Here is a 25,100-nt window from a genome sequence, read left to right as displayed (position 1 = left end):
ATGTCATCATATTGATAACAAGATAAAAAGGGGTTGGTTTTCATGATATTAAATGCATTTATAAACAAAGATGAAACATGGCTATTGTGGGCAATTCTAGTAGGTATTGCAGCGCTTAGTATCTTTTTAGAACAAAGGTATCAATTTGCAGCAAAACTAACAGGCGCTATCATTGCATTAATTGGTGCGATGATATTCTCCAATCTCAATATCATTCCGATTGAATCGCCAGTTTATGATCAAGTATGGGAATATGTTATTCCGTTAGCAATTCCTTTACTTTTATTTAGATCAAACATATTTAAAATATGGAAAGAAAGTAGAAGACTTTTATTTATATTCCTAATCAGTTCTGTAGGTACTGTAGTAGGTGTTGCAGTAGGATTTTTATTACTTCACCAATTTATACCTCAACTAGATAAAATCGGTGCTATGATGACAGGTAGTTACATAGGTGGTGGTGTGAATTTTGCAGCACTTAGTACGAAATTCCAAACACCAGGAGAATTAGTTTCCGCAACAGTTGTAGCCGATAATAGTGTAATGGCGTTCTACTTCATTGTATTGATTACACTACCGAATATGAAATTTGTTAAAAAATATTTTAAAAGACTTTATACGTCAAATGATGATACGAGCAGTAATCAAGCAGAAGCATATTGGAAACGAAATGAAATAAGTTTAAAAGATATTGCTTATTCAATTTCTATAGCATTTGCGTTAGTTGCGATAAGTTTTAAAATTTCAGAACTCGTTAATGAATACATTCCTAAAAACAATCATTTTATGGAAATATTAGTGAGTATTATAGGGGACCAATTTTTATTATTAACAACATTAACACTTGTTACAGTAGCTATGTTTAGTAAATTCTTTGAGAATTTAAACGCTTCTGATGAACTCGGTACATTTTTAATATATATTTTCTTTGTGGTAATAGGTGTACCAGCATCTATACCAATCATTATCAAAACAGCACCATTATTATTTATTTTCGTTGCCGTTATTTTGATTTTCAATTTATCTATAACACTATTCTTTGGAAAATTGTTCAAATTCAATATAGAGGAAATGTTACTAGCTAGTAACGCTAATGCCGGAGGACCAACAACAGCAGCTGCTTTAGCAATATCAAAAGGTTGGCAAGGATTAGTCGGACCCATTTTAATTATCGGTACATTAGGTTATGTAATCGGAAATTACGTCGGAACATTAATGGGGTATTTCTTAGGCCAATTTATGTAAGAGGGGTGTATGGATGAGTAGGGTGTGTAGGAGGTGTGAGTTTGTTTGGGAGGAACTCAGATTAATAACCAAGTCATGGCTTTATTCAATACTTAAGCCACGACATATGCAATCTCTTGGCTTTATTCAGTACTTAAGCCATGACTTGAACAATCTCTTGGGTTTATTCAACACTTAAGCTATGACTTGGTCCATCTCTTGGCTTTATTCAATACTTAAGCCATGACTTGGTCCATCTCTTGGCTTTATTCAATACTTAAGCCATGACTTGGTCCATCTCTTGGCTTTATTCAGTACTTAAGCCATGACTTCGCTCATCTCTTGGCTTTATTCAACACTTAAGCCATGACTTCGCTCATCTCTTGGCTTTATTCAACACTTAAGCCATGACTTCAGTAATCCATTCACTCAACCATAACTCACATCCACACAAAAATCCCACCAACAAATGCAATGTTTGTTGGTGGGGTCTATTATTTATGATTTAAATGTGTTTCTCAATTGCTGCTGTTCGTCTTTGAGTTGTAATAATTTTGTTTTTAAGTCTTGTTCTAAGCTTTGTAATTCTTGTTCTGCTTGCTGACGTTTACGTGTGCCGTCTTCTTGTATGCGTAATGTTTCTTGAATTGTATCAACTATATTAGTTTGAGTCGTCTTCAATGTTTCGATATCAACAATGCCTCGTTCATTTTCTTCAGCTGTTCTTATCGCATTCTGTTTCAACATTTCAGAGTTCTTCAGCAATAATTCATTAGTTGTATCTGTTACTTTTTTCTGAGCTTCTGAAGCACCTTGTTGTCTTAAAAGTGTTAACGCGATTGCCATTTGGTTTTTCCATAATGGGATACTCGTTAAAATAGAACTTTGAATTTTTTCTGCTAAAGTTTGATTAATATTTTGTATCATTCTGATTTGTGGGGCAGATTGTAATGTGATTTGTCTAGAAAGTTGTAAGTCATAAATTCTTTTTTCTAGTCTATTAATATATTGTTGTAAATCTGCCAGTTCCTGCACATCCATTTGGTTATTTGATGCTTTAACTTTTTGTTCTAATTCTACAAGATTATGTTGCTTCAACTCGTCGCGTTTCTTTTCTGCTGCGGCGATATAAATATTTAATGCATCAAAGTAAGCTTTATTTTCTTCATATAATTGATCTAATAAGCCAACATCTTTCATCAGCATATTTTGTGATTTCTGCAATTCTACAGATATACGATCGACTTGTGCACCAACAGATTGATATTTACTAAACATTTCATTTACAGAACGTTCAGCTCTTCTAAAAATACGTTTCAATCTAGATTGATTTTGTTTTTGTAATTCATCTGGATTTACTTCTTTTAATTTATTCATTAAATTTCTTAAAGAATTACCAATAGGACCTACATCTTTAGATTGTACTTGTGTCAGCATTTGATGTGAGAACTGTGATAATTTATTTTGAGCTTGTTGACCGTAGAGTAGAAGACCATCATTATCTAATGGCTTAATCTGCTTAGCAATTTCGTCAATTCTTCGTTGATCTTCATCTGAGAATGTCTTTTCGTAAGTTGATGTGACATCAGAAGGGGTTTGCTGTTCTGTAATTTCTGAAGTTTGTGGTGTTAACGCTTCTGATGAATCTTTAAATGGGTCATCAATAAGGTCGTCAAATAAGTTCTTATTGGTTTCAGTCATTGTTACGCTCCATTTCATATTCATATTTTTTATGAGTTTTTGTTAAATTCACTTTTTCTTTCGTTGATTCTGGAATGCCTTTTCTATAGCTATTTCTTTGTTTAGCAATATCAGCAAGTTCCATTTCAATATCTAATTGATGATAACTTGATTCATTTAACTCTTTTAAATCGGCAACGAGTGTTCGTTTATTTTCATCAATCGTGAGCTTTGTTTGTTTAAGTTTAGCTTTTTCTTCTTTAGATTTATTTGGCATACGTTGTAATAGCGTGTAATTATCAATTAAATTCACAGTATTATCTAAGTGAGAGTAGAAGAAGCTTTCTACTTTATAAAATTTCTCAGGTGACTGTTTAACCGCGTTATAAATTGTACGTGCCAATTTAGCAACTTCGTTTAAGTTCTTGAATTCTTTATATGATCTTATTCGCATATAATTTTTATAAAGTCTTTTCAATTTAGGCTGCGCTTCGTTTAATTGCTTTCTAATAAAATGGAATTCTCGGCGCGTTAAACCCATTTCTTTTAAATAACGTCTTGAACTATACCATTGTATGGGTAAAAAGCTAATAATGTAAGTACCTGCAAATACAGCCATATCTATAAGAAAATTTAAATCTAATTGAAAAACACTAAATAAAAAAGCAATAAATGATATAGGTACTGCTAATAACGCACCTAATACATATGATAAATTATATTTCATTGTCATCTTCCTAATTTATAACGTTTTGAAATGCTTAGTTTTTTCGTCTAAAGTGGTATCTTCGATTGTATAATTTTCTACAACTGAAGCTGGCGCTACTCCCTGGATAACACCATTAATAAATTGTTCTAATTGATCTTCTTCACCACTTGCGTATATTTCTACATAATCGCTGACATTTTCAACGGTACCAACTATTTTATGTTTCTTAGCGAGTTGAGCAGTGAAAAATCGAAACCCAACACCTTGTACACGTCCAAAAACTTTAATATGTTTTCCGTTCATATTTATCACCTCATATCTTTATTATAAAGGGTTCAGTGTAAAAAAACTAATAATTAGAAACAAATCCACAAGCTATTTTCTTGATTTAATATTCAATAAGATTTAAATTAACTCTAGGGCAATTTTCTAAATAGGGGAGATTTTAAGATGTATAAAATCGTAACAATCCGAACAGATTATGAGGGATGGTGGCTGTTTGACGATTGGAAAGACTATATCATTAAAGAAATTGAATGTCAGGACTATGAAGAAATGGTTAGCCAATATCATAATCTACTTAATCAATATCAAACGAAGTTTACGAATGAACTCGTAGGTAAACATAATATACATGCATTCTATAATAATTGTGATCTTTCGTATTGCGAAGACTGCGAAGAAGATATGCAAATATTTTATAGTATTCTTATATTAAATGACAATTCAATTTATACGCCATTACCAAAATAATAAATTCTGAAAATATCTTAAATGGTATTGCATTTGAATATTCTGTGACGTATAATAAGAAATAGCAATATCGTTATTCCATATTGCAAATAACATTATTAATTAATTGTGTTTTTTGTAATATGCGAATATCGCATATTGAATTTTAGTCTTGGAGGTTTCACAATTATGAAACAAGGTACAGTTAAATGGTTTAACGCAGAAAAAGGATTTGGCTTCATCGAAATTGAAGGAGAAAATGACGTATTCGTACATTTCTCAGCAATTAACCAAGAAGGTTACAAATCTTTAGAAGAAGGTCAAGCAGTAGAATTCGAAGTAGTTGAAGGCGACCGTGGCCCACAAGCTGCAAACGTTGTAAAACTATAATATATATGAATTTGAACGACTAAAAAGAAACCCTAACGATGTTAGGGTTTCTTTTTGCGTTATCATATTGTTATTATTTAATAATAAATTTCATAATTTCAGCTGATTATTTTACGTCGTTCATAATCAATTGTTTTAATGTTTGTCTCTTAATAACTTCTCTTGCTTTTCCATCTTTCACAAATAGAACTGAAGGTTTAAGCATTTGATTATAATTTGAACTCATAGAGTAGTGGTAAGCACCTGTAGATAAAACAGCTATATAATCACCGATTTTTGTAGATTTAGGAAGTTTCATATCTCTACCAATTAAGTCACCTGATTCACATAACTTACCAGCAATTGTGACTTCATGTGTATCTTCATCATTTCTATTCACTAACAACGCTTCATATTGTGCATCATAAAGTGCCGTTCTAATATGATCACTCATACCACCATCAATCGATACATACGTATTAACATTTGGAATCTCTTTAATCGTTCCTACTTGATACAACGTAACGCCCGCTTCACCAACAATTGAACGTCCTGGCTCTATAGAAATCTCTGGAATAGCCATATCATATTTTTGACTATTTTCTTTAATGGCATCTGTAATCAATTTAATACCATCTTCAATAGGGTAACTTTTATCCGCTTCAGTATATTTAATACTAAAACCGCCACCTAGATTTAATATTTCAATCTCAATATCATTTTCCTTTAACCATTCAAATACGATTTGGATTGTGTTGATAGTACCATCTGCTTCAAAAATTTGTGATCCAATATGGAAGTGAATACCTTTAAAGTCTATTTTATCTGATGCTTGCAAAGCACGAACGCCTTCAAGTGCGGTACCATGTTTAATAGACAAGCCAAATTTACTATCTTCTTGACCTGTTTGGATAAATTCATGTGTATGTGCTTCAACACCAGGATTAACTCTTAATACAGCTTTAATAGGCTTAGAAGCTAATCTATTAATACGTGTGATTTCATCTAATGAATCAATGACGAAATATTCAACGCCGCTTTCAATCGCATATTCAATTTCTTCATTCGTCTTATTGTTACCATGAAAATGAATTTTACTTGGATCAAATCCACTTGCTAAAGCTGTATATAATTCACCTTCAGATACAACATCTAGCCCCATATCTTCTTCTGCCATCAATTTAAACAATTGAATACTACTAAATGCTTTAGAAGCATAAGAGATATTATATGATAAGCCACTTTCTTTAAATGCTTCATGGAATCTTCTACATTGTGTTCTAATTTGTTCCTCATCATATACGATAGTAGGGGTACCAAAACTTGCAGCTATCGTTTGTAATGATACATTGCCCATTGTAAGAACACCTTGGTCATTATATTTAACTGTCATTATCTAATCTCCTTTATTAATGAATGATGGTTTAATGCACTGATTTGCTCAGAATTTGCACCAACACCTTTAAATGTAAATTCATCAATCCTTATATCGTTACTATACATCACGACTTGATCACCACTTTGGATTGTATCATCTACTTCAACGAACATGTGACTCATCATCAATCCTCTAATTGGATAGCGCTTTTGATTAATAAGCGCATCATGTTTCGCTCTTGTCTTAAGTATACCGTCTCCATAGCCAATATCAACTACAGCAATGTTACAATCTTTATCAGCTGTATATTGGAAACTATAACCACAAGTTTCTCCTTTTTTAATAGGGCGAACTTGTATCACATTAGCTGTGACTGTAAAGTTTTGTTCAGTAAGTGTAGTAGGGAGGGTACTATAAGGTCTTGACCCATAAAGTATAATACCAAGACGCGCATGTGTATGTTGATTAAACAATCCGTCTTCTCTTACATAACTTGCACTATTTTGTGCGTGAATAAATTTGAAGGCATAACCATGGTCTAATATAAATGATAAGCAATCAATCCAAGCTTGTCTTTCTGTTTCATATTCATCGCCACCAAATTCATCTGCATATCCAAAATGTGTCCAAATACCTTCGATAATCGCTTGCTCTGCAATAGGTAAGTTTTCATTATGTTTAAGTACTTGCAACATTTCATCTTGATCTTTCAAACCAGAACGGTGTAGTAGATTTTCAAGTTCTAAATGTAATTTAACGCCTGCTAAATCTTCTAAATGTTCATGATAGAACGTCAATGAAGGTAGCGTCATCGCAATGTTATGTGCCTTTAATGTTTCAAATTCGATTGAAGGATTCATCAAAAAGATATTCACTTGTTTATCTATTTCACGAATTCTTACCGCTTCATGAAGTGATGTCGTACTGAATGATTGAATACCAGCCTGAATAAAGGATTTAACTGCGAATTCTAATCCAAAATGATAAGCATCGTTTTTCACGACAGCCATAACTTTGTTATCTTTAATAACATTTTTAGCATTTTTTATAAAATTTTGTTCATCAATCGTAATACGTGCTACCATTATTTGTCCGCTCCTTGATTTAATAGTGCTGTATAGTAATCAGCGACACTGATCAATACTTCTTCATCGAAATTGAGTCTATTTGTATGTAGACCATAAATATAATCTTTTTCAACATTACGTGTTCCAAAAAAGACAAAATAACTTGGTGCTAATTGACGATAGAAACTAAAGTCTTCGCCAAATAAATAAGGCTTTTCAAGTTCATGTAATGTTAAGTCGAGGCTCGTTAAAGCTTCTTTAACGCCATCATATAATTGTGCATCATTTGTAGTAGGTGGATACCCTTCTGCAAAATCAACTGTACATGTAACACCAAATAACAATTCAACACTTTCTGCGACTTTTTGCATTTGATTTTTAACAATTTCAAGATCATTTGTATCATATGTGCGAATCGTACCTTCTAAGTATCCATTCTCTGGCACGGTATTAATGGCTTCACCAACATTGAATTGTCCAACATGAACAATATTGCGATTTAAACCATTTAAATGAAATTGCTGAATTTGTGTAACTTGAGATAGTACATGCATCATCGCTTCTGATGCTGCTTTACCATCTTCTTTGCTGGCAACATGACTCGAGCTACCTTTTAAGTAAAATCGATACTCTGTTGCACTAGCTGTAATTTCATCATTTTTAAAAGCTACTGTGCCGACATCTTCAAATGGCATAATGTGTACGCCATAAATTTTCTCTATATTATATTTATCAAACACGTTTGATTGGATTAATTGATTCGCACCAGCTTCAGTTTCTTCTGAAGGTTGGAATATAAACACGACATTATGTGGTAATTCACCTTTATCAAATAAAGCTTTACAACGTTGTGTAAAAAGCATTAACGCTGTCGTATGACCATCATGTCCACATGCATGCATAACTTGATCAACCGTACTTTTATAAGGTACATCGTTTACTTCTTGAATAGGTAAGGCATCGATATCCGCTCTATACGCAATTGTATGATTCGAATTGCCTTCTAAATAACCAATGACACCTGTTTGAATAGGGCGTTCGTATGGAATATTTAATTGTTTTAAGAAGTCTTCAATATACGCTGTTGTTTCATATTCTTGCATACTTAACTCTGGGTGTTGATGTAAGTATCTTCTTGTATTTTTCACAAATTCTAATTCAGACATTTAACTCAGTCCTTTGTATTATGTATAGAAAGAGGGAGCGGGATAGAAATTTCATTTAAGGAAAATGATATCGCAGTCCCGCCCCGACTAAAATGATATTATTGATTTAAATTACGTAAAGCAGATACAATTTCTTTTTTACCATCTTGAACATCTGCTGATTGTTTAATAACTTTAGCAGGTGTACCAGCTACCACTGCACCAGCCGGAACATCTTTAGTTACGATAGCGCCAGCTGCAACGATTGCACCTTTGCCGACTCTAACACCTTCAAGGATAACAGCATTTGCACCGATTAATACGTCATCTTCAATCACAACAGGTGATGCACTTGGTGGTTCGATAACACCCGCTAATACTGATCCAGCACCAACGTGTACATTTTTACCAGTTGTTGCACGTCCACCTAAAGTAGCGTTCATGTCTACCATTGTACCTTCTCCAACAACAGCACCGATATTGATTGTAGCACCCATCATCACAACAGCACCGTCTTCAATAACTGCATGTTCTCTAATGAAAGCACCTGGTTCGATTCTTGCATTTGTATTTGTTAAATCTTTTAATGGAATTGCTGAATTGCGACGATCATGTTCAATTTCTAAATCTGTAATAGCTGATTGATTCGCTTCATAAAAACTCTTCCAATCTTTAGCATCACAGAAAATTGTTTTAGATGTTTCAGAACCAAATACTTTAAATGACTCTGGGAATTCAACATTTTCAAATGTGCCGTTTACATAAACCTTTAAAGGCGTTACTTTCTCTGCCTCACTAATATATTGTATAATTTCTTCTGCCGTAAAATCTTTAACCATGTTAAATTCTCTCCTCATTTAAATTATTGTATGTGTAATATCCGTTTTCTTTATTGACTAGAACATCTGCTACATTAATTGCCCCATTAGCGAAGATATCTTTAGACTGCGCACGGTGTGTGATTTCAATCGTTTCGTCATGGCCAGCAAATAATACTTGATGTTCTCCAACAATTGTACCACCACGTTGTGAACTAATGCCAATTTCTGCAGGTTCACGTTTAGTAGTTGATTCATGTCTATCATAAACTGGTACAGATTGTGCTCTTTTTTCTTTAATCGCGTCATATAGTTGAACGAGTGTACCACTTGGTGCATCGACTTTCTTATTATGATGCTTTTCTAACATTTCAATATCAAAGTCTTCCAATAATGGTACTGCATATTGAATAATTTCTTTGAGTATATGCACGCCATAGCTCATATTTGCGCTGAAAAATACAGGCATGTTCTGAGATTTTTCTTTTAACTTTTCTATGATTTGTTCTTTTTCACCAGTCGTTGCGATAACTAAAGGTAATGTGAAGTCTTCTTCTAATAATGGCAATAATAATTCAGGATTTGAAAAATCTATTGCCACATCCGCTTCTGGCGCTTCAGAAATAGATTCGAAAGCAGGGTAGGGATATGATTTCGTTGAATCCTTCACGATAACACCAACAATTTCGTTGTCTCTTTCTTCTGCTAATCTTGCGACGCGTTCATTCATTGCGCCATATCCGATTAATAATATCTTCATTGTTTTACACCATCTTTAAACTTAGTAAATGCTTCACTTAAAACGTTTCTTTCTTGTTCTTCCAATGTAACAAGCGGTAATCTTACTTCATAACGACCGAAACCTAGTTCAGACGTTAATAATTTAATTGGCACTGGATTAACATCTACACTTAAGTGATCAAGTAATTCTGTAATTTCACCATTTAAAGTGTTTGCTTGTTCTAATTGATCATTAACGACATAATCATATAATTGTTGTGTTTCTTGTGGTATAGCATTTGCTACAACTGAAATTAATCCTGCTCCGCCTAATTGATAGTAATCCAACATATTGTCATCATTACCACTATATAATGCAAAGTCACTTGGCAATTGTTGTTTTAAAGTTTTTGCATATTCTAAATCTCCAGTCGCATCTTTTAAAGCCACGATGTATGGATTTTCACTTAGTTTAAGCACCGTTTCAATATCTATCGTCATATTTGTTCTTGATGGGACATTATAAAGTACTACAGGTAATGCAACTTCATCCGCAATTTTTGTAAAATGCGCGATTAATCCACGTTGACTCGTCTTGTTGTAATAAGGTGTGATTAACATAATCGCATCAGCACCTAATTCTTTAGCTTTTATGGAAGCATCGATAGAAGCTTGCGTATTGTTTGTACCTGTACCTGCTATAACTGGAACACGACCATTTACTTTTTTAATCCCACATTCTAATAATGTATTTCTTTCTTCTGTTGTAAGGGTAGGATTTTCTGCTGTTGTTCCGTTAATAATAATACTTTTAACACCATTATCTATTAAAAATTCTATATGATTTTCAAAGGCTTCGTAGTCTACATCCTCATTTGTAAAAGGTGTTGTAAGGGCAACGCCCACACCGTTAAAAATATGTGACATACTGAACACTCCTCGTTATTTTTTATTTAATTCTAATACTTGTTCTAGCACTTGAACGGCATTTAAACTTGCACCTTTTAATAAATTATCTGAAGTACACCAGATGTGGAATGTATTGTCTAAAGAATCATCTTTACGAATTCTTCCAACGAAAACTTCATCTTTACCAGTAGAATGAATCGCTAATGGATATTCATTATTTTCTACGTTATCTACTAAGACAACACGGTCATCTTCATTAAATAAGTTACGAATATCTTCAACAGTCGCTTCTTTATCTAAAGTTACGTTTATATGCACACTGTGGCTGTCTTGAACAGGTACACGCACACAAGTTGCTGTTACATTTAAAGAAGGTTGATCTAAGATTTTTCTAGTTTCGTCGATCATTTTTTGTTCTTCTTTTGTATAACCATCTTCTAAAAATACATCTATATGTGGTAACACATTATTATAAATTGGGTGAGGGTAGTTCTTTGGTGCTTCTCCTTTTTCACCATTAGCTAAATCTTCACGACCTGCTAAACCAGATCCTGATACAGCTTGATATGTTGTATAAGCAACACGTTTCAATCCAAATTGATCTAATAAAGGTTTTAAAGGTACAACGGATTGAATTGTTGAACAGTTAGGGTTTGCAATAATTTTTCGATTTAATTTAGGTACATTCACTTCCGGAACGATTAAATCAATATCTTCATGCATACGCCATTGACTTGAATTATCGATTACAATTGCACCATGTTTTTCAAATAGTGGGGCGAATTTCTCGCTTGTACCGCCACCAGCACTCATAATAACGTAATCGAAATTGCCATCTGTTTTTTCTTCTGTCAATGCTTCAACAGTATAAGTTTTCCCTTGGAATTCGATTTGTTTACCTGCTGATCTAGGTGATGAAAATAATACAAGTTCATCAAATGGTACATTTCTTCTATCTAATACTTCTAATACTTTTTCTCCTACTAAACCTGTTGCGCCTACAACTGCTAATTTTGTCATTTTGTTCACTCCATCATTCATTATATATTAAATGCTTCACTTAAAGTTCGAACGGCAGTTTCTCCTAATTCACGATCAACAACGTAAGAAATACTAATTTCAGAAGTTGTTGTTTGATAGAAGTTGATGTCATGACTAATTAAAGTACGGAATGCTTTTGAAGCTATTCCTGACATATCTCTCATGCCAGTTCCGATTACTGAAAGTTTAGCGTAGTTATCTCTCATTTTGTAACGTAAGTGAGGGTATTCCTCAGTAAGTTGTTCAATGATTTGTTCGATTTGATATACGTCTGAATCTTTAATCGTAAACGAAAGCTGTAATCCTTGTTGATTTTCAATTTGAGATATCATATCAACATTCATTGATTGTTCTTCTAATGAATCAAATAATTTCTGTAATAATGCAAAATTTTGCATCGGATAAGTTAAAGTAACATGAATCATATGTGTATCAAGTGCGACTCCTGTAACTGCTTTTTTCTCTAATATCTCTGTTTGTGGCATAATCCATGTTCCTTTCACGTTTGATAATGTTCTACCAAGATATAATGGTATGTTATAATTTTTTGCAATTTCGACACTTCTAGATTCTAATACGCCAGCACCTAAAGCACTCATTTCCATCATTTCTTCATATGAAACTTCATTGAGTAACTTTGCTTCTTTATAAATTCTAGGGTCTGTTCCATATACACCATCAACATCTGTATATATTTCACAAGATGTATCTATACTTGCTGCAATGGCTACTGCAGTTGTATCAGAACCGCCGCGTCCTAAAGTTGTAATTTCCAGATGATCATTTACACCTTGAAATCCTGCAACGACAAGAATGTCATTTGTTTCAAAAGCTTCTTCAAAACGTAGTGCATCAATTTCTGCAATTTTACTTTTCAGATGATGACCAATCGTCTTAATACCAGCTTGATAACCTGTCATTGCTTTCGTTTGAACACCAATATCATTCAATACCATTGATAAGTATGAAATGGTTTGTTGTTCACCCGTCGTTAAAAGCATCGCTAAATGCTCATCTTTAGGTTGCGTCGTAAGTGAGCTAATATTTTCTAGTAAAGAATCTGTTGTCTTACCCATAGCACTTACAACCACTACTAATTGTTCTCCATTATCAACACGTGATTTCAACATATGTGCGATATTTTTAATTTTGTCAAAATCACCAACGGACGTACCGCCAAATTTTAAAACACTCTGACTCAAAATAATTCCTCCTATAAATCGGAGACGAACGCTGTAATATAAATAAAAAAACAAGTTCGGCATTCGAACTTGTTTTAATTTATATATACAAGTGATGCACTCCATTATTCTTAAGATAATGACAGACAACTAGCTCTTAACCTAAATGTCCAACACCATATTTCTGCAAAAATATAATGTTTCGGCATCGCACCCTTTCACTCCTTTAAGATTGCAGTCCAATAGGGGGAGTTACTAATGATTGATGCGCCTCATCAAAAACATATTCAATTGGTATGCATTCATTATACATACAAAGAATATTGATGTAAAGAGAGAAAACTGATAATTTCAAAAAGTTCTTACTATTTGGATGATCCTTTTAGAATATTAATATTCATTCATATTCATTTTAGATGAGTGTGGAGGAGATGGAGAGAGTTTTTAGGAATGGAGGAGGTTTGTAAGAAATGGGTGGTGTATTTATAAAAAGTGGAGATGAATTTATCTTGTTTGGTCAGTCTTGATAAATAGAGGGGGTGTATTTATCTTGTTTGGCATGTCTTGATAAATAGAGAGGCTGGATTTATCTTGTTTGGCATGTCTTGATAAATAGAAGGGCTGTATTTATCTTGTTTGGTCAGTCTTGATAAATAGAGGGGGTGTATTTATCTTGTTTGGTCAGTCTTGATAAATAGAGAGGCAGTATTTATCTTGTTTGGCATGTCTTGATAAATAGAGGATATCTATGTTGCTTGTTTGCTCTGTCTTGCAACATTGAACTCTCGAACATTGCTAGTCGGCGCTCACTAGCAACATTGAACACCTGAACATTGCTAGTCGGCCCTCACTTGCAACATTGAACACCTGAACATTGCTAGTCAAACCTCACTTGCAACATTGAACGCCTGAACATTGCTAGTCAAACCTCACTTGCAACATTGAACGCCTGAACATTGCTAGTTGACGCTCACTTGCAACATTGAACACCAAAAACAACTCATCACCCCCTCATTTTCCCCAAAAACAAAAAAAATGAGACATGTCCTCATGTCTCAGTTCCATATATGCTAATTAGTTATAAACACCTTGATCTCTCAAGTACTCTTCATAACTGATTTCTTTAGAAATTGCGCCGTCTTCTTTGATTTCAATTACGCGGTTAGCGATTGTATTGATAAATTCAAAGTCATATGAAGTAAAGATTAATGATCCTTTGAAATTCTTCAAGCCATCATTGACTGCAGTGATACTTTCTAAGTCTAAGTGGTTTGTTGGTTCATCTAGTAATAATACGTTAGAGTTTGATAACATCATTTTACTTAACATACATCTTACTTTTTCTCCACCTGAAAGGACACTTGCATTTTTCTTAACTTCTTCACCACTAAATAACATACGTCCAAGGAATCCTCTTAAGAATGTTTCTGTTTGTTCTTCTGGTGGTGCATACTGTCTTAACCAGTCAACTAAGTTCATTTCTATACCTTCGAAATAATCTGAGTTATCTTTTGGTAAGTATGATTGTGTTGTTGTAACACCCCATTTAACTGTTCCTTCATCTGGTTCAATTTCACCAGCTAAAATACGAAGTAGGGTAGTTTTAGCAATCTCACTTTCTCCGATTAATACAGCTTTATCATTTGGGTTCATTGTAAATGAAACGTTATTTAATACTTTTTGACCGTCAATTGTTTTTGAAACACCTTGAACTTGTAATAAGTCGTTACCGATTTCTCTTTCAATCGTGAAATTAACAAATGGATAACGTCTTGATGATGGTTGAATATCATCGAGTTCAATTTTTTCAAGCATTTTCTTACGGCTTGTTGCTTGTTTAGATTTAGAAGCATTCGCACTAAATCTTGCGATAAAGTCTTGTAATTCTTTAATACGTTCTTCTTTTTTCTTGTTTTGATCTTGAGCCATTTGAGTAGCAAGTTGACTTGATTGATACCAGAAGTCATAGTTTCCGACAAATAGTTTGATTTTGCCGTAGTCTAAGTCTGCTATATGTGTACATACATTGTTTAAGAAATGTCTATCATGTGATACGACGATAACTGTATTCTCAAAATTAATTAAGAAATCTTCTAACCAAGCAATCGCTTTAATATCTAAACCGTTTGTAGGCTCATCGAGTAATAGAACATCTGGCTCACCGAATAAACTTTGAGCAAGAAGTACTTTTACTTTTTGGTTGTTTTCTAATTCAGACATCATTTTGTCATGTAATTCGTCTTTAATACCTAAACCTGAAAGTAATACAGATGCATCCGCTTCTGCATTCCATCCGTTCATTTCAGCAAACTCACCTTCAAGTTCTGCTGCACGCATACCATCTTCATCTGAGAAATCTGGTTTCATATAAATTTCGTTTTTCTCAGTCATAACTTGCCATAATTTTTCATGACCTTTTAATACAACATCAATCACTTTTTCATCTTCGTGCGCAAAGTGATCCTGTTTTAATACTGCTAAACGTTCATCTTTACCAAGTGAAACGTGACCTGATTGAGAATCTAATTCGCCTGATAATACTTTTAAGAACGTTGATTTCCCAGCTCCATTAGCACCGATAAGTCCGTAACAGTTACCTGGTGTGAACTTAATATTTACATCTTCAAAAAGCTTACGATCACCGAAACGTAAACTTACATTCGTAACTTGTAACATTAAATGACTCCTTTTCATTAATACTTCTACCGATGAATTATATCATAAATGAAACAAAAATGGGCAAGAGTTTGAACAGTCGTTACACGAAGCAAAATGCATGTTATAATGAATAAACGAAAAACAAATGAATGGAGAATGACATGGCACACGAAAAAGATACGCTTGTAGGTCGCATAGACTTTTTAAAAGTGGATAGATTGGAAGGTTCAACTTATCATTTACTTGGACCAAATAGCGAACCTATTAAAATGAATGCTTCAGAAGTCGAAGATGACGATCAATTAGAAATCGGTGAAGATTATAGTTTCTTTGTATATCCAAGCCGATCTGGAGAATTATTTGCTACACAAAACATGCCAACGATTACAAAAGACCGTTATGATTGGGTAAAAGTATTGAGAGTAGACCGTGATGGTGCTGCAGTTGATGTAGGATTACCTAGAGAAGTACTCATTCCATGGGAAGATCTACCTAAAGTTAAAGAACTATGGCCACAAAACGGTGACATGATATTCTGTACACTTAGAATAGATAGTAATAGTCAAATGTTTGCGAGATTAGCAACAGAAACAATCGTCGACACAATGTACAAAACTGCTGAAGAATCTTTATTACATCAACATGTAACAGCAAGACCATATCGCTTATTAAGAGTAGGTACTTTCCTATTATCTGAAGAAGGTTATAAAATATTTGTACACGAATCAGAACGTAAACATGAACCAAGACTAGGTGAAGAAATGGACGTTAGAATCATCGGCGTAAAAGAAAACGGTGAATTAAATGGGTCATTCTTACCATTGGCACATGAAAGACTTGATGAAGATGGTCAAGTAATATTTGATTTACTTGTAGAATATGACGGAGAATTACCATTCTGGGATAAATCAAACCCAGAAGCGATTAAAGAAGTCTTTAATATGAGTAAAGCAAGTTTCAAACGTGCTATCGGTAGATTATATAAACAAAAATTGATCACAATCGAGACTGGTAAAATTACCATCACTAAAAAAGGTTGGGCTCAAGTTAAAAAAGAAGACTAATTATAATACCAAACTGACACTTCTAAATGAAGTTAAGTTTGGTTTTTTTATTACGATTATATTCCATTTAATTACAATATTGACATAATTTAAAAAGCGTTGTAAATTATAAATGTAACAATATCGAACATTAATAAACAATTAAATATTTGGATCGTGACTATTCAATTAGGCGAAAACCACAATTCTTGAGGTGCATCAATCACCTCTAAGTCTTGTGGTATTTTTTATTTCAAATGATTGGAGGTATTGCTGCCTATGATAATCAAACAAGTCCTTAACAATAATGTTGCTATTGCCATCACTGAAAATGGTGAAGAAGTTATCGCTATGGGGAAAGGAATTGTGTTCTCAAAAAAGAAAGGTGATTTCTTATCTCATCAAACACCCGAGAAAATCTTTAGACTCGATAATCAAGAAGTGAGATTTCATTTACAGTCTTTAGTTAATGATGTACCCGTACCTATTATTACGACATGTTGTGAAATCATAAATGATGTTCATCATAAATTTGATTTTACGTTTCAAGATTATATTTATGTCACGTTAACACACCATTTACATCACGCTGTCAACATTCATCAAAACAATCAAAAGATACAGACATTTTCTATTGATGTTAAAAGCATTCATCCTCGTGCATTTGAATCTAGTTTATACGCATTGACGATTATTAAACGAAATTTAAATATTTCTTTCCCAGCATATGAAGCAAATAATCTAGCATTACACTTTATCAATGCTGAGCAGCCTGAGGGTATCGAAAATCAAACGGCTTATAAGAATAAAAATATTCAACTGAACGATTTAATCAATTGCTTAAATCAAATAGGTATCACTCGGAATAAGTCCAATGAATATTATTATGATAGATTCATCCAGCACTTAAAGTATTTAACAGAACACATTCTTGATTATTCTGAAGACTTATCTCAACAAGTTGATATATCATTCCAACAGCATTTAAAAACACACTATCCAAATTCTTATTTGTACGCAAAAGACTTATATCATGCCATATCAAGAAAGTTCAATATTGTTATTAATCAACATCACTTGTTCTATTTTCAATTGCATATAGAACGCATATTATCATCACAAAAAGGAGGCACAACAAGAGATGAGTAGAGAAGAAAATATGATGGTAGGTTTCACTATTGTTGCGATAGCTGGGGATGCAAGAAGAGAAGTTATGGCGGCTATGGAAAAAGCTAAAAATGGACTATTCGAAGAAGCGCGTAGTCATATTGAAAGTGCAAATACATATATAACGGAAGCACATAAAGAACAAACCCAATGTTTAGCTCAAGAAGCAAGTGGTGAATCATCTGAATTAAGTTTTATTATGGTACACGGTCAAGATCACTTAATGACAACGATGGCACTACGTGATTCTGTAAATTACATCATTGATATTTATGAACAACTTCAAACTTTAAAACAAAATGGGTGATACATGTGAATAAGATAATTAAATTTATTGAAAAGATGAAACCATTTTTTGAAAAAGTGGCTTCTAATCCATACTTAACAGCAATTAGAGATGGCTTCGTTGCATTAATGCCAGTTATTTTATTTTCATCATTATTTATTTTAGTTGCTTACGTACCGAACGTGTGGGGATTCCATTGGCCTAAAAATATCGAAACAACCATTATGAAAGTTTATCAATTCACGATGGGTATGTTAGCACTTTATATGGCAGGAACCGTTACGAAATCATTAACTGACAATAAAAACTTAAAATTACCTAAAACGAACCAAATCAATGTCATTTCAACATTCGTAGCTGCTGAATCTTCATTACTAATTGTAGCGATGAACCCCGTTAAAGACGGGATAAACATTGATATGCTTGGTACTAAAGGACTTATCGCATCATTTATCGTGGCATTTGTAATACCAAATATTTATAAATTCTTTATAGGTCGAAATATCACAATCAAAATGCCACCTCAAGTACCAGGTAATATCGCACAAGCGTTTAAAGATATGATCCCGTTTGCCGTTTCTGTCGGTTTATTCTGGATTATCGATATCGTGATTCGTCATATTGCTAATGGTAACTTAGCAGAATTGGCAACAATTCTACTGTCACCACTATTTACTGCTGCAAATGGTTACTTAGGGTTTGCGATTATATTCGGATTTATTGCATTCTTCTGGTTTATAGGTGTACATGGACCATCTGTAGTAGGTCCTGCTGTTATTGCGATTATGTATAACAACCAAGTTGAAAACTTAAGATTATTTAGAGAAGGTCAACATGCACATATTGCATTAACACAAAGTACGCAAGACTTTGTAGCACTGATTGGAGGTACTGGTGCCACATTCTTAGTTCCATATATATTTATATTCTTGTGTAAGTCTAAAGAACTAAAAGCTGTTGGTAAAGCATCATTTATTCCTACAACGTTTGCTGTAAATGAACCTTTACTATTTGGTGCACCAATTATTTTAAATCCAGTATTCATGATACCGTTTATTGTTACACCAATTCTTAATTCATGGGTATTGAAATTCTTCGTAGAGAATTTAGGCATGAATGGTTTCATGCACTTCTTACCGTGGCCGACACCAGGACCTATAGGTATTTATATGGCATCTAACTTCGCGCCATTATCATTATTATTAATTGCCGTTATCATGATACTCGACTTTGTGATTTGGATGCCATTTATTAAAGCATATGATCGCATTAAAGTGAGTGAAGAACGCGGTACGATTGAAAGTCAAAATATTGTACAGCCTCAATCAAACGTAGAGTCAAACGAAAATAGTCAGGTAGAAACTACTGATACTAAAATTCAATATGACATTAAGGATCACGTCAATGTATTAGTCGTATGTGCTGGTGGTGGTACAAGTGGTATACTCGCTAATTCGTTAAACAAAGCTGCTAAAGAACAAAACATTCATTTAAATGCTACTGCGAGAGCATATGGTCAAGATATGGATTTAATTAAAGATATGAACATTGTTATATTAGCCCCTCAAATGGATTCAATGAAAAACGAAATGAAGAAATATACTGACCAACATAATGCTCTTCTTATGACAACAACAGGTAAAGAATATATTGCACTTACAAGAGATGGAGAAGCGGCAATAGAGAAGATATACAAACTACTATCAGAAGAAAAATAAACTAAAGGAGTATAGGCATGTTAGAATTACCAAAAACTTTTGTACTAGGCGCTGCAACTGCAGCATATCAAGTAGAAGGGTCAAGCAAAGTAGATGGAAAGGGACGTGTGCTTTGGGATGAATTTTTAGAGAAACAAGGAAGATTCAGCCCAGATCCAGCAAGCGATTTTTACAATCGATATGAAGAAGATATTAAATTAGCTTCAGAACATGGTATTAAAGCGTTAAGAATTTCTATTGCTTGGTCTCGCATATTTCCAAAAGGGTATGGGGATGTTAATCAAAAAGGGGTAACATATTATAAAAATGTATTTGCGACGTGTCGAAAATATAATATTGAACCATATGTGACATTACATCATTTTGATACGCCTGAAGAACTATTCAAACAAGGGGATTGGTTATGTAAGGAGAACATCACGCATTTTGTGAACTATGCAGCATATTGCTTTGAGACATTTAAAGATGATGTTCAATATTGGATGACGATTAATGAACCTATCGCATATACTTTAGGTCAATATGTAACAGGTGCGTTTCCACCTGGTGAACAATATCAAGTCGTCAAATGTCTCCAAGCTCAACATAATCTTATTGTTGCGCATAGTAAAGTAGTTAAACTCTATAAAGAGAAAGGTTATGACGGAGAAATCGGTATTATACATGCTTTAACTCAAATTTATCCAATTGATCAACAACCTGAAAATGTGAACGCTGCTAAAGTACAAGATACATTTATCAACGGATTTTTATTAGATGGTACATTTTTAGGAGCATATTCTAGTGAGAAAATGGATGTAATTAATCATTTACTTAATAAATATGATGGTTCATTAGATATGCCGGAAGAGGAAATGGCAATCATTAAAGAAGCTAGTCAATTACAAGATTTCTTAGGCATCAATTATTATCAAAGTAATTGGGTGAAAGCAAACGAAGCGGATAGCTTAATACATCATAATGGTACAGGGGACAAAGGTAGTTCGATTTTTAGACTTAAACAAATAGCTGAAATTGTTAAAAACCATGACGTTCCAACGACTGACTGGGATTGGTATATTTATCCTAAAGGTTTATATGATATGATTATGCGTATTAAAGCAGACTATCCAAATTATAAAAAGCTGCTAATCACTGAGAATGGACTAGGGTATAAAGATCAATTTATAGATGAACAAACAATCATCGATGATCAACCACGTATAGACTATATAGCTACACATTTAGAAAGCATTAGTGATGCGATTAAAGATGGTGCTAATGTAACAGGTTATTTTGTTTGGTCATTGCAAGATATGTTTAGTTGGTCTAATGGTTATAATAAGCGATACGGATTATTCTATATCGACTTTGAAACTCAGAAAAGGTATATCAAGAAAAGTGCACTATGGTATAAAGCACTATCTGATTCATTAGAGAATAAAGCAGAATAAAAGCAAACTAAACCCCGCTTCTAGAATATATAGAAGCGGGGTATTTATAATTAATTTATAGCTGTTGCATATTGTTCAATCACTTTATTTAAATTTTGTATATTACTAATACCTTCATCATTTAACCAAGCTTTGCATCCTTGTTCGCCATCTTTAACAAATGCTTGAGTAGCGCCTGCCCATGTTGCTCTTCCACATAATACACCGTTAAATTTAGATTCTGATTCATAAGCAAATTTCAACGTTTCTTGGAATAAAGTAGGTGATACGCCTGCACTTAAAAAGATAAATGGTAAATGTGTTGCATCTGATTGTTCTAAGAAAAACTGCCTAGCTTGTGCTTTCGTATATACTGGATGATCGCCAAATCCTTCTACAAAATTCATATTAACTGGCACTTCCACTTTTAATACATCTACTTTAAATCGATCTTCTGAGAATAATTTCATCGCTTCAATAACTTTATGAGGTTTAACTTTTGCGTATGCTTCGCTTAAATTATCATCATTTGTTGCGTCATATGACACGATTTCTAAGAAAAATGGAATATCCAATGCGACACACTCAGCACCGACTCTTTCTACAAAGGCTTCTTTTTGTGAATTGATTTCTTGTGATTCATCAATATCAAAATATACGAGTAATTTAATGGCGTCTGCACCTTGTTCTTTCAGTGCGTGTACAGACCATGTATTTAATAAATCAGGTAATCGACCTGGTGTTGCTTTATCATAGCCTGTCTTTTCGTAAGCTAAGATTAAACCGCAGTTAGGATGTCTTTCTTTTGAAGCGGGTAATCCATACTCAGGATCTAATAATATACTTGAAGAAAATTTCGTTAATGTCTTAGAAATTTGGACTTTAAAATCTTCTATCGTTTCTGATGCTACATTTTCACCAAGCATTTTCTTTAATGCACCGCGTTGATCAATGGCAAGTGCAGCAATTTGTCCTAAATCGTTTGTGAGCTTTGATAAATTTTTAACCATTTAAAAACACTCCAATTGTTCAATTTTTATTTTTGATAAATAATACTCAAAATTCTCTTTCGTTAAGAATCCTGTTTTCTGTTCTAAAGCATTCGCAATTCCAGCAGCCATGGCTGATTTAACAGCATAGTGAACATCTTGTTTATGTATGAGTCCATAACTAAAGCCTGCTATAGAACTATCACCAGAACCAACTGCGTTAACAGCTTTAATTTTAGGAATATTTACTTTATAAATTTGATGCTGATATTTATAAAGTGCACCATTAGAACCAAGTGAAATCATCACACATGGAATTTGGCTTAAAAGAGGGGATTTCAATGCTTCGATAATCTCTTGATGATTATCATGATCTTTCACATTAAATAGCTGATTTAGTTCCTCGATATTAGGTTTAATTAAATAAGGTAAGCTTTGACCTTCATGATTTAGTAAATCTTTTAAAGTATGACCATTAACATCCAACAATACTTTCTTACCGTATCTAGCAGCAATATCAATAAGCATTTGATAAGTTTCAACATTCATGCCTGGTAAAGCACTACCTGATATCGCAATAATGTCGTGCGCTTGAATAAGTTCAGTCACATGTTGAATAAATGCCTGAATATCTTCTTGCGTAATTGGATCTCCTGGTTCAAGTAATTCTGTTTGATGTGCTCCATTTAAAATCGCTATACACTGTCTCGATTCAATATTTGTTTCATAAAAATCATGTTTAATATGATCTTTATCTAAATCACGCTTAATAAAAGTGCCCGTAGTTCCGCCGATAATGCCAGTAGCTAAATGATCAATACCTAAAATGTTTGCCACTCTCGTAACATTCAATCCTTTGCCACCAGCTGTTTTAATAACATTTTTAACCCGGTTCGTTTGGTTCAATTCAAAATAATCTAGTTGATAGGCGATATCCACTGAAGTATTTAATGTAATTGTTAATAATTTCAATGTTTCACCTCATCCACATATTCTCCTTTATTCCATTTATCAATATATTTGTTAAACTGATTGGAATCATAATGAGCTTGGTCGTCTGTTAACAATTGATTCATGCGTTCTATTAATTGATCTGATTCCGTTGTTTGGATATACTCAGCATTTATAAAGGTTTCAACGATATCAGTTATTAAATCAATGCCTGAAATTGTTCCACCAACACCAATAATATTGCAATTATATTTCTCTTTCGCTAAACGAGCACTTGTAATGTCTCGTACGAGTGCAACTCTCGCATTAGGCACTTTATTTGCTGAAACACTAATACCTACACCTGTACCACAAAGTACAACACCTAAGGCAGCTTTTCCTTCTGTAACAGCTTTTGCGACATTTACACCATAAATAGGGTAGTGTGTTCTTTGATGATCATAAGTTCCAACATCTATCACTTCATGACCAATACTTTTAATAAAATCTGATACTTTGATTTTTTCATCCGTAACGATATGATCGCATCCAATAGCTATCTTCATTTAACTTCCTCCTTAACACAAACTATTTAACATATCTATTCTGATTTGATGTCGGCCAGCATCATAAGATGATTCTCCAAATGCTTTAGCGCAATTAACCGCTAGAGTAGGGCCAACGATTTCAGAAGCAAGAATCATAATTTTTGTATTGTTGTGACGTGCTGTCATATAAGCAGAACGGTCATCTGAAACTGAAGCAGCGATTATATTTTTATGTTTGTTCGCAATAATGAATGGTGCAATGCCATAATCATCAATGATTAAAGCTTTAGCATCTTCATTATTTTTAACTTTTTCTATAGTATTTACAGTTACTGCAAACACATCATCTTCAAGTGTTTCATCATACAAATCGATCCATTCAATGTTAGAATGAGATAGTTCCTGAATAATCTTGTCTTTTAAAGGGCTAGATTTACGAATACAATTAATAAAAACTTTCATATACTTCCTCCTATGTTTGTAATTGTTCGTTTTTGTTAATTATAATATAAAATCAAACATACTTTCTGTCAATAAAAAACGCAATATAAAATAGCGATATGCTATTCTATATTGCGTTTCTTTTAATATTCATTTTGATAACTATTTAATCTTGTTTGGATATGTGTTTAATATTTCTTCACTTACATCATCATCTGATATAACAGCATCGACATCGTTAATATTATAGAAGTTATATAATGCTTGAACACCGAATTTAGTGCTGTCTGCTGTGATATATTTAAGCTTTGCATTTTCTAAAATGATATGAATACCTTTACCTTCTTCTTCATTAGCAGTTGTTAATTTTTGACCATATATACCGTTAACTCCGACAAATGCTTTTGCTACATGAAAGTCTTCCATCATTTTATTCGCAAAGTGTCCGATAAATGTACCCGTTTTAGATCTGAATCGACCACCTACGAGTAATACATCAATGTTTGATAAATCTTTATATTGTAAGAATATATCAAGCGAATTCGTAAATATGCTTAAGTTCTTGTCTTTTATAAAATCAAATATAAGTTCATTTGTAGAACCTGAACCGATAAATATAATATCTTCATTATGAATGAGTTCTCCACACTTTTGAGCAATTTTCATTTTATTAGATACATTAATAGTTTGCTTTTCTTTATGTGACTTTTCATTATATAAATTATCTTCAATTAATTTAGCGCCACCATGAATTCTATTTAACAAACCATTGTTTTCTAGTTCTTGTAAATCTCTTCTAATTGTCATTTCAGCAACGTTCATCTTCTCTGAAAGGGAAGATACTTTCACAGACATATTATTTTTAAGTTCATCCATTATAAAACGGTGCCTATCAACTTTTAATTTCACTTGTGATCCTCCTATATATTAACTTT

The 25,100-nt window shown here is 33.3% G+C and carries 25 protein-coding genes and 1 riboswitch; of the genes, 8 read left to right on the top strand and 17 right to left on the bottom strand.

Features of this window, described 5'->3' with window-relative positions; translation table 11 throughout:
• Positions 1-42 precede the first annotated feature (42 nt).
• The gene (locus tag LQ673_RS03975; protein WP_191835554.1) at positions 43-1,245 is read left to right on the top strand and encodes a DUF819 family protein; all 1,203 of its coding nucleotides are present in this window, start codon (positions 43-45) and stop codon (positions 1,243-1,245) included.
• Positions 1,246-1,722: 477 nt separating this feature from the next.
• Here the strand turns inward: LQ673_RS03975 and LQ673_RS03970 are convergent, their stop codons facing one another.
• From LQ673_RS03970 to LQ673_RS03960, 3 genes are read right to left on the bottom strand one after another with little or no spacing between them, the layout of a single operon-like run.
• A complete protein-coding gene (locus LQ673_RS03970) occupies positions 1,723-2,925 on the bottom strand; it encodes a toxic anion resistance protein (RefSeq protein ID WP_037588041.1) in 1,203 nt (400 codons plus the stop codon).
• Positions 2,918-3,631 carry a 5-bromo-4-chloroindolyl phosphate hydrolysis family protein gene (locus LQ673_RS03965; RefSeq protein ID WP_239704615.1) on the bottom strand — a complete coding sequence of 238 codons (714 nt, stop codon included), beginning with the start codon at positions 3,629-3,631 and terminating at the stop codon, positions 2,918-2,920. The genes LQ673_RS03970 and LQ673_RS03965 overlap by 8 nt, the downstream gene beginning before the upstream one ends.
• Before the next feature lie 15 nt (positions 3,632-3,646).
• On the bottom strand, positions 3,647-3,916 hold the full coding sequence (locus LQ673_RS03960; RefSeq protein WP_037588038.1) for an acylphosphatase: 270 nt from the start codon (positions 3,914-3,916) through the stop codon (positions 3,647-3,649).
• Between the two features lie 147 nt (positions 3,917-4,063).
• On the opposite strand from LQ673_RS03960, the gene LQ673_RS03955 reads away from it, so the two are divergent.
• Positions 4,064-4,366 carry a DUF1033 family protein gene (locus LQ673_RS03955; RefSeq protein WP_037588036.1) on the top strand — a complete coding sequence of 101 codons (303 nt, stop codon included), beginning with the start codon at positions 4,064-4,066 and terminating at the stop codon, positions 4,364-4,366.
• Positions 4,367-4,534: 168 nt separating this feature from the next.
• On the top strand, positions 4,535-4,735 hold the full coding sequence (gene cspA, locus LQ673_RS03950) for a cold shock protein CspA (RefSeq protein WP_016912585.1): 201 nt from the start codon (positions 4,535-4,537) through the stop codon (positions 4,733-4,735).
• A gap of 106 nt (positions 4,736-4,841) precedes the next feature.
• Here cspA and lysA read toward each other — a convergent pair whose 3' ends face one another.
• The 9 genes from lysA to LQ673_RS03905 all read right to left on the bottom strand — a co-directional run bounded on the left by lysA (position 4,842) and on the right by LQ673_RS03905 (position 15,649).
• A complete protein-coding gene (lysA, locus tag LQ673_RS03945) occupies positions 4,842-6,107 on the bottom strand; it encodes a diaminopimelate decarboxylase (protein ID WP_191836593.1) in 1,266 nt (421 codons plus the stop codon).
• Entirely contained in the window at positions 6,107-7,177 is a 1,071-nt protein-coding gene (alr, locus tag LQ673_RS03940; RefSeq protein ID WP_191836592.1) for an alanine racemase, read from the bottom strand. Before alr ends, lysA begins: the two co-directional genes overlap by 1 nt.
• Complete coding sequence (locus LQ673_RS03935) at positions 7,177-8,325, bottom strand: M20 metallopeptidase family protein (protein WP_191836591.1); 1,149 nt, start codon at positions 8,323-8,325, stop codon at positions 7,177-7,179. Before LQ673_RS03935 ends, alr begins: the two co-directional genes overlap by 1 nt.
• Before the next feature lie 98 nt (positions 8,326-8,423).
• A complete protein-coding gene (gene dapD / locus LQ673_RS03930; protein ID WP_037588029.1) occupies positions 8,424-9,143 on the bottom strand; it encodes a 2,3,4,5-tetrahydropyridine-2,6-dicarboxylate N-acetyltransferase in 720 nt (239 codons plus the stop codon).
• Position 9,144: 1 nt separating this feature from the next.
• Positions 9,145-9,882 carry a 4-hydroxy-tetrahydrodipicolinate reductase gene (gene dapB / locus LQ673_RS03925; RefSeq protein ID WP_126477859.1) on the bottom strand — a complete coding sequence of 246 codons (738 nt, stop codon included), beginning with the start codon at positions 9,880-9,882 and terminating at the stop codon, positions 9,145-9,147.
• A complete protein-coding gene (dapA, locus tag LQ673_RS03920) occupies positions 9,879-10,769 on the bottom strand; it encodes a 4-hydroxy-tetrahydrodipicolinate synthase (RefSeq protein ID WP_126477860.1) in 891 nt (296 codons plus the stop codon). The genes dapB and dapA overlap by 4 nt, the downstream gene beginning before the upstream one ends.
• A gap of 15 nt (positions 10,770-10,784) precedes the next feature.
• A complete protein-coding gene (locus LQ673_RS03915) occupies positions 10,785-11,771 on the bottom strand; it encodes an aspartate-semialdehyde dehydrogenase (protein ID WP_191836590.1) in 987 nt (328 codons plus the stop codon).
• A gap of 20 nt (positions 11,772-11,791) precedes the next feature.
• A complete protein-coding gene (locus LQ673_RS03910) occupies positions 11,792-12,994 on the bottom strand; it encodes an aspartate kinase (RefSeq protein WP_126477862.1) in 1,203 nt (400 codons plus the stop codon).
• Between the two features lie 86 nt (positions 12,995-13,080).
• Positions 13,081-13,257: riboswitch (Lysine riboswitch) on the bottom strand.
• A gap of 790 nt (positions 13,258-14,047) precedes the next feature.
• Complete coding sequence (locus tag LQ673_RS03905; RefSeq protein ID WP_191836589.1) at positions 14,048-15,649, bottom strand: ABC-F family ATP-binding cassette domain-containing protein; 1,602 nt, start codon at positions 15,647-15,649, stop codon at positions 14,048-14,050.
• 143 nt (positions 15,650-15,792) lie between these two features.
• On the opposite strand from LQ673_RS03905, the gene LQ673_RS03900 reads away from it, so the two are divergent.
• From LQ673_RS03900 to lacG, 5 genes are all read left to right on the top strand, one after another.
• Positions 15,793-16,695: a CvfB family protein gene (locus LQ673_RS03900; RefSeq protein WP_037588020.1), complete on the top strand. Its 903-nt coding sequence runs from the start codon at positions 15,793-15,795 to the stop codon at positions 16,693-16,695.
• Between the two features lie 258 nt (positions 16,696-16,953).
• On the top strand, positions 16,954-17,823 hold the full coding sequence (locus LQ673_RS03895; protein ID WP_191836588.1) for a CAT RNA binding domain-containing protein: 870 nt from the start codon (positions 16,954-16,956) through the stop codon (positions 17,821-17,823).
• Positions 17,816-18,148 (top strand): PTS lactose/cellobiose transporter subunit IIA, encoded by a 333-nt coding sequence (locus tag LQ673_RS03890; protein WP_037588016.1) that lies wholly within the window; start codon positions 17,816-17,818, stop codon positions 18,146-18,148. The genes LQ673_RS03895 and LQ673_RS03890 overlap by 8 nt, the downstream gene beginning before the upstream one ends.
• 5 nt (positions 18,149-18,153) lie before the next feature.
• Entirely contained in the window at positions 18,154-19,845 is a 1,692-nt protein-coding gene (locus LQ673_RS03885) for a lactose/cellobiose PTS transporter subunit IIB (RefSeq protein WP_204171105.1), read from the top strand.
• 17 nt (positions 19,846-19,862) lie between these two features.
• Positions 19,863-21,278, top strand: a complete 1,416-nt coding sequence (gene lacG / locus LQ673_RS03880; RefSeq protein WP_191836587.1) for a 6-phospho-beta-galactosidase — start codon at positions 19,863-19,865, stop codon at positions 21,276-21,278.
• A gap of 50 nt (positions 21,279-21,328) precedes the next feature.
• Here lacG and lacD read toward each other — a convergent pair whose 3' ends face one another.
• The 5 genes from lacD to LQ673_RS03855 all read right to left on the bottom strand — a co-directional run bounded on the left by lacD (position 21,329) and on the right by LQ673_RS03855 (position 25,074).
• Positions 21,329-22,267 (bottom strand): tagatose-bisphosphate aldolase, encoded by a 939-nt coding sequence (gene lacD, locus LQ673_RS03875; protein WP_239704617.1) that lies wholly within the window; start codon positions 22,265-22,267, stop codon positions 21,329-21,331.
• The gene (locus tag LQ673_RS03870; RefSeq protein ID WP_191836585.1) at positions 22,268-23,218 is read right to left on the bottom strand and encodes a 1-phosphofructokinase family hexose kinase; all 951 of its coding nucleotides are present in this window, start codon (positions 23,216-23,218) and stop codon (positions 22,268-22,270) included.
• Positions 23,215-23,742, bottom strand: coding sequence for a galactose-6-phosphate isomerase subunit LacB (gene lacB, locus LQ673_RS03865; protein WP_191836584.1), 528 nt, complete (start codon positions 23,740-23,742; stop codon positions 23,215-23,217). Before lacB ends, LQ673_RS03870 begins: the two co-directional genes overlap by 4 nt.
• 12 nt (positions 23,743-23,754) lie before the next feature.
• Positions 23,755-24,186: an RpiB/LacA/LacB family sugar-phosphate isomerase gene (locus LQ673_RS03860; protein ID WP_191836583.1), complete on the bottom strand. Its 432-nt coding sequence runs from the start codon at positions 24,184-24,186 to the stop codon at positions 23,755-23,757.
• Between the two features lie 141 nt (positions 24,187-24,327).
• Complete coding sequence (locus LQ673_RS03855; protein ID WP_172965063.1) at positions 24,328-25,074, bottom strand: DeoR/GlpR family DNA-binding transcription regulator; 747 nt, start codon at positions 25,072-25,074, stop codon at positions 24,328-24,330.
• Positions 25,075-25,100: the final 26 nt, after the last annotated feature.

The organism is Mammaliicoccus sp. O-M54, from assembly GCF_022386035.1.
GTDB lineage: Bacteria > Bacillota > Bacilli > Staphylococcales > Staphylococcaceae > Mammaliicoccus > Mammaliicoccus sciuri_A.
The sequence above is the reverse complement of the archived record's forward strand: the minus strand, read 5'-3'. Positions and strand labels throughout refer to the sequence as shown.